This window comes from Limnohabitans sp. (assembly GCF_044361985.1).
In the GTDB taxonomy this organism is placed as follows: domain Bacteria; phylum Pseudomonadota; class Gammaproteobacteria; order Burkholderiales; family Burkholderiaceae_C; genus Limnohabitans_A.
Genome location: NZ_JBIKHV010000102.1, coordinates 1 through 7,090 on the forward strand (window position 1 = coordinate 1; position 7,090 = coordinate 7,090).

7 protein-coding genes are annotated in these 7,090 nt (G+C 59.8%); 2 read left to right on the plus strand and 5 right to left on the minus strand.

What is annotated here, in order from left to right; genetic code table 11:
- The 5 genes from ACIQ3A_RS12755 to ACIQ3A_RS12775 all read right to left on the minus strand — a co-directional run.
- Positions 1-278 (minus strand): glycine--tRNA ligase subunit beta (locus tag ACIQ3A_RS12755; protein WP_396432106.1); only part of this gene is annotated, 278 nt, incomplete at its 3' end.
- 11 nt (positions 279-289) lie between these two features.
- Positions 290-1,195, minus strand: a complete 906-nt coding sequence (glyQ, locus tag ACIQ3A_RS12760; protein WP_396432107.1) for a glycine--tRNA ligase subunit alpha — start codon at positions 1,193-1,195, stop codon at positions 290-292.
- A 74-nt stretch (positions 1,196-1,269) separates the two neighbouring features.
- Complete coding sequence (gene lnt, locus ACIQ3A_RS12765; protein ID WP_396432108.1) at positions 1,270-2,838, minus strand: apolipoprotein N-acyltransferase; 1,569 nt, start codon at positions 2,836-2,838, stop codon at positions 1,270-1,272.
- The gene (locus ACIQ3A_RS12770; protein ID WP_396432109.1) at positions 2,835-3,728 is read right to left on the minus strand and encodes an HlyC/CorC family transporter; all 894 of its coding nucleotides are present in this window, start codon (positions 3,726-3,728) and stop codon (positions 2,835-2,837) included. Before ACIQ3A_RS12770 ends, lnt begins: the two co-directional genes overlap by 4 nt.
- Before the next feature lie 72 nt (positions 3,729-3,800).
- Positions 3,801-4,541, minus strand: a complete 741-nt coding sequence (locus ACIQ3A_RS12775) for a GNAT family N-acetyltransferase (protein WP_396432110.1) — start codon at positions 4,539-4,541, stop codon at positions 3,801-3,803.
- A 159-nt stretch (positions 4,542-4,700) separates the two neighbouring features.
- Here ACIQ3A_RS12775 and ACIQ3A_RS12780 point away from each other — a divergent pair, with 159 nt between their 5' ends.
- Together ACIQ3A_RS12780 and ACIQ3A_RS12785 are read left to right on the plus strand one after the other, a co-directional pair.
- A complete protein-coding gene (locus ACIQ3A_RS12780) occupies positions 4,701-6,386 on the plus strand; it encodes an AMP-binding protein (protein ID WP_396432111.1) in 1,686 nt (561 codons plus the stop codon).
- Positions 6,387-6,404: 18 nt separating this feature from the next.
- Positions 6,405-7,090, plus strand: a 686-nt coding sequence (locus ACIQ3A_RS12785; RefSeq protein WP_396432112.1) for an MBL fold metallo-hydrolase, incomplete at its 3' end; no start/stop codon positions are given.

Sequence of the window (7,090 nt, forward strand, 5' to 3'; positions counted from 1 at the left end):
AAAGCGGGTGTGGCGTTGCCAGCGGCATCCAAGCCCACCGCCACGGGCATCAGCTTTTGCTGCACGGCCTTGTCGGCACCCTGCGCCAGCACGCCGGTCACATGCGCGGCCAGACGGCGGGGCGAGGCGAAAGCGGTCACTTGCGAATCGGCAGCAGCCAGGCCTTGGGCGCGCAATTGCTCCACCAGGGTGGCCGCAAAGGATTCACCCAGCTTCTTGAGCGCCTTGGGCGGCAACTCTTCCACAAACAGTTCAACCAGCAAATTTTGTGTCGTCATGTCGTACTTCCTCACGCGGCTTTCTTGGGCATTTGAGCAACCCATTCACGCGGGGCCATCGGGAAGTCCAGACGTTCGCGGCTTTCGTAATAACTCTGCGCCACGGCGCGGGCCAGATTGCGGATGCGGCCGATGTAGGCGGCGCGCTCGGTCACGCTGATCGCGCCACGCGCGTCCAGCAAATTGAAGGTGTGGGCCGCCTTCAGCACTTGTTCGTAAGCCGGCAAGGCCAGTTGCTTGGCGATCAGGTTTTGCGCCTGCTGTTCGTGCGCGCTGAACGCGACGAACAAAAAGTCGGCATCCGAATGTTCAAAGTTGTAGGCGGACTGTTCCTGCTCGTTTTGCAAGTAGACATCGCCATAGCTCAGGGTGTCGGTCCACTTCAGGTTGTAGACGTTGTCCACACCCTGCAAATACATGGCCAGACGCTCCAGGCCGTAGGTGATCTCGCCGGTGATGGGCTTGCAGTCGATGCCGCCGACTTGCTGGAAATAGGTGAACTGCGTGACCTCCATGCCGTTCAGCCAGACTTCCCAGCCTAGGCCCCAGGCGCCCAGCGTCGGGTTTTCCCAATCGTCTTCGACAAAGCGGATGTCGTTTTGCTTCAGGTCAAAACCCAGCGCCTCGAGCGAGCCGAGGTAAAGCTCCAAAATGTTGCTGGGTGCCGGCTTCAGCACGACCTGAAATTGGTAATAGTGCTGCAAACGGTTCGGATTTTTGCCATAGCGGCCGTCTTTAGGGCGGCGGCTGGGCTGCACATAGGCCGCCTTCCAGGGCTCGGGTCCGATGGCACGCAAGAAGGTGGCGGTGTGGCTGGTGCCCGCACCGACTTCCATGTCGTAGGGCTGGAGCAAGGCGCAGCCCTGGGCATCCCAATATTGCTGCAGTTTCAAAATGATTTGCTGGAAGGTCAACATGGCCTGAGCAGACCAGCAGCGAGCTGGCGAGGGTTAGATGGGCGCAGTCGCTGCGCGAACCCTTGATTTTACGGTCATTGTCGGCGCAGCCAAGACCGCATGACAGCCCAGGCCACCAGCATGCAACACAAGGCCCAAAGCGGCCACAAACCCCAAGCCGAAGCCCAACGGGCAAAAGGCGTCAAGCCGTTGCGCCCTTCATAGGCGCCCGTCAGGCTGCCCCGGGTAAAGCGCGGCAGTTGATGGGTCACACGACCCTGGTAATCGATGATGGCCGTGGCCCCGGTATTGGTCGCGCGCAGCATGGGTCGCCCCAGCTCCATGGCACGCATGCGCGAGATGCTCAGGTGCTGGTCAACGGCCAGCGTATCGCCAAACCAGGCGATGTTGCTCACGTTCACCATCACAGTGGGCGCCTGGGTCGGTTCTTTGAACCGAATGGCGAGCTCTTCACCAAACAGGTCTTCGTAGCAAACATTGGGGGCCAGTCGCTGGCCTTGCCAATGCACAGAAGGCTGCGCCCACCCTCCAGATCTGAAATCGCCCAAAGGGATGTTCATCATTTGCACGAACCAGACAAACCCGGGGGGCATGAACTCACCAAAGGGCACCAGGTGCGACTTGTCGTATCGGTAATCGGGCCCACCGGTGGGGCCGAGCGCGACCACCGAGTTGGTGTAACCCTCGGCCTTGCTGCCCAATGGCAGCCCCACCAGCGCCATCGGGCGACCCACCTCAGCAAAATGTTGCTGCAAACCAGCCCAATAGCCCTCAGGCAAATACCTTGGCAACAAAGGCACGGCGGTCTCGGGTGCCACCACCAAGGCCTGCTGGCTGCCGCGCAGCCTCGCGTCGTACCACTGCAACGCGTCCCGGATGCCGCTGGCGGCATCAAACTTGGCGCTTTGTGAAATGTTGGCCTGCAGCAACTCGACCTGCCCCACCCCGGCCGAAGTGGTGAAAGTGGGGCCCCAGGCCTGCAGTCCCCAACACACCAAGCCCACACCCATCAAAGGCTTGAGCGCGCGCAGCCGCCAACCTGCCAGGGCCAAGCGCATGGCCAGCCAGGCGGCCAAGGCGCCGATACCGTACACCCCGATCCAGGGCGCCCAGACAGACAACACGCCATCCACATGCGCATAACCGCCAGCACCCCAAGGAAAACCGGTGAGCCAACGCCCACGCATGAGTTCGGCCAAGGTCCAAAGGGCGGCAAAAAGCACACTGACCCACCCCGGCCGATGCGCCATGACGCCTCTGGCCAGAACCACCCAAGCCGCCGAGGCCGCGGCGTAATACAAGGCCAAAGCAGCTGCCAAAGCCACCACCGCCAGCACAGCCAGAGGTGCAGGCAAACCGCCTACATCGTGCATGGAGACAAACAACCACCAAAAGCTGCCCGTGAGCCAGACGGTGGCAAAAACACCACCCGACCAAGCAGCCTGCTTGGCCGAAGATCGGGTTGGTTGGGCCTCACGCGCTGTTCGCGCCAAGCCAGTGGCCAATAAGAACAAACTCAAAATCTGAAGCCAGCCCTGCGCCTGGCCACTGCCGGGCATGGCCATGGAAGCCGCCTGTGCAGCACCCGCCAAAGCAGGCCACACGGTCTGCAGACCGCGCGCGCGCGCCAGGCCGAAATTCATGCCTTGGGCTCGGGGGGCGTAGCCGAAGAAACAGGCGACACCTTGAACCAACGCACAGCGCCCGCACGGGTGTGCAAAACCACGAACTGCAGGCCCGCCAGATCGTGTCGCTCACCCCGACGCGGCACATGGCCCATTTCATGCGCAATCAGGCCACCAATGGTGTCAAAGTCAGGGCCCTCACTGTCCTCGCGCGCCTCGTTCAAATTGACGCCAAAGGCTTCGCTGACACGCTCAAGCGAGGTGTCACCACTGACACGGAAACTTCGGTCCGGCAAACCAAAAATATCGCCCTCGTCATCGGCGATGTCGAATTCGTCCTCGATCTCGCCCACAATTTGTTCCAGCACATCCTCAATGGTGATGAGGCCGGCCGTGCGCCCGAACTCATCGATGACGATGGCCAGGTGATTGCGGTTGTCACGGAACTGGCGCAGCAAATCATTCAGGCCTTTGCTCTCAGGCACAAAGACCGCCGGACGCAACAAGGCGCGAATGTTCAATTCGGGTGCCCGCTGCAGCTTCAGCAGGTCTTTGGCGAGCAAGATGCCAATGATGTTTTCTTTTTCACCCTCAAAGACCGGAAAACGCGAGTGCGCAGTTTCGATCACGTGGTTCAGCAACTGGTCAAACGGGTCTTCAATGTCCAGCAAGTCCATCCTGGGCGCGGCCACCATCACATCGCCTGCCGTCATGTCGGCCATGCGGATCACGCCCTCGAGCATCAGGCGGCTCTCTGAATTGATGATGTGGTTGTCTTCAGCCTCGGCCAGGGTTTCGATCAACTCGTCGGTGGAGTCGGGGCCGGGATGGATGAATTCGGCAAGCTTTTGCAGAAAACTGCGCTTGTCTTCGCGTTCAAGGTAACGCGCGGGGTGAGGGTCGGACACAGTCGTAAAGTGCAGGACATGCTGTTATGGACAAGCTACAAGGATAGCGGATTCAGATGACGCGCCGCCAAATCAGGGCTTGTGAGAAGCGTGGCGGGCATCTCGCACCCCTTGGCGGATCTCTTGCATGGTGGCCAGCCATTCGCGAAATTGCTGCGCCTGGTTTTTCAACTGGTAATCCAATTCGGCCATTTGCTCTTGCATGAGCCCGCTCAACTGACTGTCCAGTGTGGCCTCGCGCAAGGTCAAATAGGCCTCGGATTCGCTGCCATCCCGCTGAACTTTGGCACCCGCGTGGCGCGCGATTTTGAGCATGGCGACGTTTTCACTCAACGCGTGGATGAAGAGCATGCTCACCCCCTGGTTGCGGGCGTGCATGACGGCATGGTTAAAAAGGCGGGCACCCAAACCTTTGGCGCGCTGGTGGGAAGCGACGGACACCCCGAACTCTGCGCAAGTGGCCCACTGTGGATCGACCGAAAACGCCAAATGCGCCATGGCCACCAGTTCAAGGCGCCGGTTGAACACACCAAATATCTCATCGCGATCAAAGTTCAGGCCCAACACGTAGCGCTCAATCTGCTCGTCGGTCGCTTGGTAGCCAAACCGCAAATAACGGTCCTGCACATCCAGTGACAACAAATGCTTGAGGATGCGCGGTTTGTGGCGCGGCGACAAAGACCGAATGGGAATCCACCCGCCGCTTGCACTTGTGGGAGCGGCCTGTGCAGCCCCACCCGTCACGCCACCCGCAACCCAGCGCCGCCAGAAATGGCGCCAGAATCCAGGGCGGTGATTTGTGTTCGAGGTCATGTGTATCAAGGGTTTTCCCTGACTCTACACCCAATTGCCAGGCCTTGTCTGTCCCGGTTATTTGTCGCCTGTGAGACCTTGTCGGACGTGACCGAGGTTTTGCCCGATCACAGTTTGCCCAACAGTTGGCCACAATCAGTGCATCTAGGAGATCAAGCGATGGAACGTATCTGGCTAAAGAATTACCCCCCTGGCGTCCCGCACGACATCGACCCTGGCCAATACAGCAGCTTGACGGACTTGCTGGAGAGCGCTTTCCGTGAGCACGGCAACAGCCCGTTTTCGGTTTGCATGGACCGCTGGATGCGCTACAAGGAACTGGACGAACTGTCCAAAGCCCTGGGCGCCTGGCTTCAGGACAAAGGCTTGGCACCCGGCAGTCGGGTGGCCATCATGCTGCCCAACCTGCCCCAATTTGCCGTGACCATGGCCGCCGTCTTGCGAGCAGGCTACACCTGCGTGAACGTCAACCCCCTCTACACTCCCCGCGAACTAGAACACCAACTCAAGGATTCCGGTGCCAACGCCATCGTCATTCTGGAAAACTTTGCTGCGAACTTGCAGGAAGTGATCGGGCACACCGAAGTGCAGCACGTGGTGCTGGCCTCGATCGGCGACTTACTGGGCCCCTGGTACGGACGGTGGATGACCTTTGCCGTGCGTCACCTGGCCAAAATGGTGCCCGAATTCGAGCTGCCGCTGGATCGCGGACGCACGGTCACCCCATTCAAAAAAGCCATTGCGCAAGGCCGCCACCTGAGCCTGAAACCAACGCACCAAACGCTGGATGACGTGGCGTTTTTGCAATACACCGGCGGGACGACCGGCCTGTCCAAGGGCGCAGTGTTGACCCACCGCAATGTGGTGGCCGCCATTTTGCAAGCCGAAGGCTGGTTCACCCCGGCCTTGGCCAGCATTGGTGATCTGCGCAAAGTCAACAGCATTGCAGCGCTGCCGCTGTACCACATCTTTGCGTTGACCTTGTGTTTGCTGGCCATCCGTCAAGGCTCGCATCTGACGCTGGTGCCTAACCCGCGTGACTTTGCCAAGTTCATCGGGGTGCTCAAACAACGGGCTTTTCACATGCTGCCCGGGGTCAACACCTTGTTCAACGCCTTGATGCAGCATCCGATGTTCAAGACGATCGACTTTTCCTCGCTGCGACTGACACAGGCCGGTGGCATGGCCGCATCCGAAGGCACAGCGCGCCACTGGCAAGCGGCTACCGGCAGCGCCATGATCGAAGGCTGGGGCATGAGCGAGACCTGCGCCATTGGCACCAACAACCCCGTCACGCAAACCCACTTCAGCGGCAACATTGGACTGCCGCTGCCCAGCATCGACATCGCCATCAAAGACGATGCGGGCGAGAGCCTGCCCATTGGCAGCTCCGGTGAAATTTGTATTCGTGGCCCCAATGTGATGACCGGTTATTTCAACCAGCCCGAAGAAAACGCCAAGACCTTCACACCCGATGGCTTCATGCGCACGGGCGACGTGGGCATCATGGACCACGAAGGCTTCACACGCATCGTCGATCGCAAGAAAGACATGATCATCGTGAGCGGTTTCAACGTCTTTCCCAGCGAGCTGGAAAATGTCATCTCGACTTGCCCTGGCGTGGTGGAGTGCGCCGTTGTGGGCATCCCCGATGCCATGCAAGGCGAAACCATCAAGGCCTTTGTGGTGCGCAACGACCCGCTGCTGACCGAAGAGGCTGTGGCCCAGTTCTGTCATGAAAATCTGACAGGCTACAAACGCCCCAAATACATCGAGTTCCGAGACGAACTGCCAAAATCCAACGTTGGCAAAATTTTGCGCCGTGAATTGCGCAGCAACAAATAAAGCCCCCTGCTGTCCTGCATGAACTCAAGCATTTCTTTGCCCGTTGGTGTGACCGTCCTCGAGCGTGGCTGGCTCTCGGCCAACAATGTGCTGCTTTGCGATGCGGACAGCGCCACGCTGGTGGACAGCGGCTATGTCACGCACCAGGCGCAAACCCTGGCCTTGGTCGAGCATGCCCTGCAAGGCCGCGCGCTGGACCAATTGGCCAACACCCACTTGCACAGCGACCACTGCGGCGGCAACCAGGCCCTGCAAGACCGCTACCCGTCTTTGCAAACCTGGATACCCCCCGGATTGGCGGCTGACGTACAAACTTGGCGTGAAGATGCCTTGAGCTACAAACCCACCGGGCAAAACTGCCCCCCCTTCACCTTCACCGGTTTACTCCAACCCGGCTCCAGCCGCCGCTGGGCCAACATGGACTGGGAAGTTCATGCCGCCCCGGGCCACGACCCGCACTCCGTGGTTTTATTCGCGCCAGATCACCGAGTGCTGATGTCAGCCGATGCACTGTGGCAAAACGGATTCGGGGTGGTGTTTCCTGAATTGGTGGGCGTGGATGCTTTTGACGAGGTCGGGCAAACACTTGACCTGATCGAGCAACTCAAGCCCGCCATCATCATCCCAGGGCATGGCGCCGTCTTCACCGAAGTGGCCCCCGCACTGGCTCTGGCACGCAGCAAACTGGAAGCTTTTGCCCGAAA

Excerpts from the sequence above, each read along its gene's own strand:
- ACIQ3A_RS12775 (WP_396432110.1), bottom strand. The coding sequence starts at position 4,541 with ATGACCTCGAACACAAATCACCGCCCTGGATTCTGGCGCCATTTCTGG.
- lnt (WP_396432108.1), bottom strand. The coding sequence starts at position 2,838 with ATGAATTTCGGCCTGGCGCGCGCGCGCGGTCTGCAGACCGTGTGGCCT.
- glyQ (WP_396432107.1), bottom strand. The coding sequence starts at position 1,195 with ATGTTGACCTTCCAGCAAATCATTTTGAAACTGCAGCAATATTGGGAT.
- ACIQ3A_RS12780 (WP_396432111.1), top strand. The coding sequence starts at position 4,701 with ATGGAACGTATCTGGCTAAAGAATTACCCCCCTGGCGTCCCGCACGAC.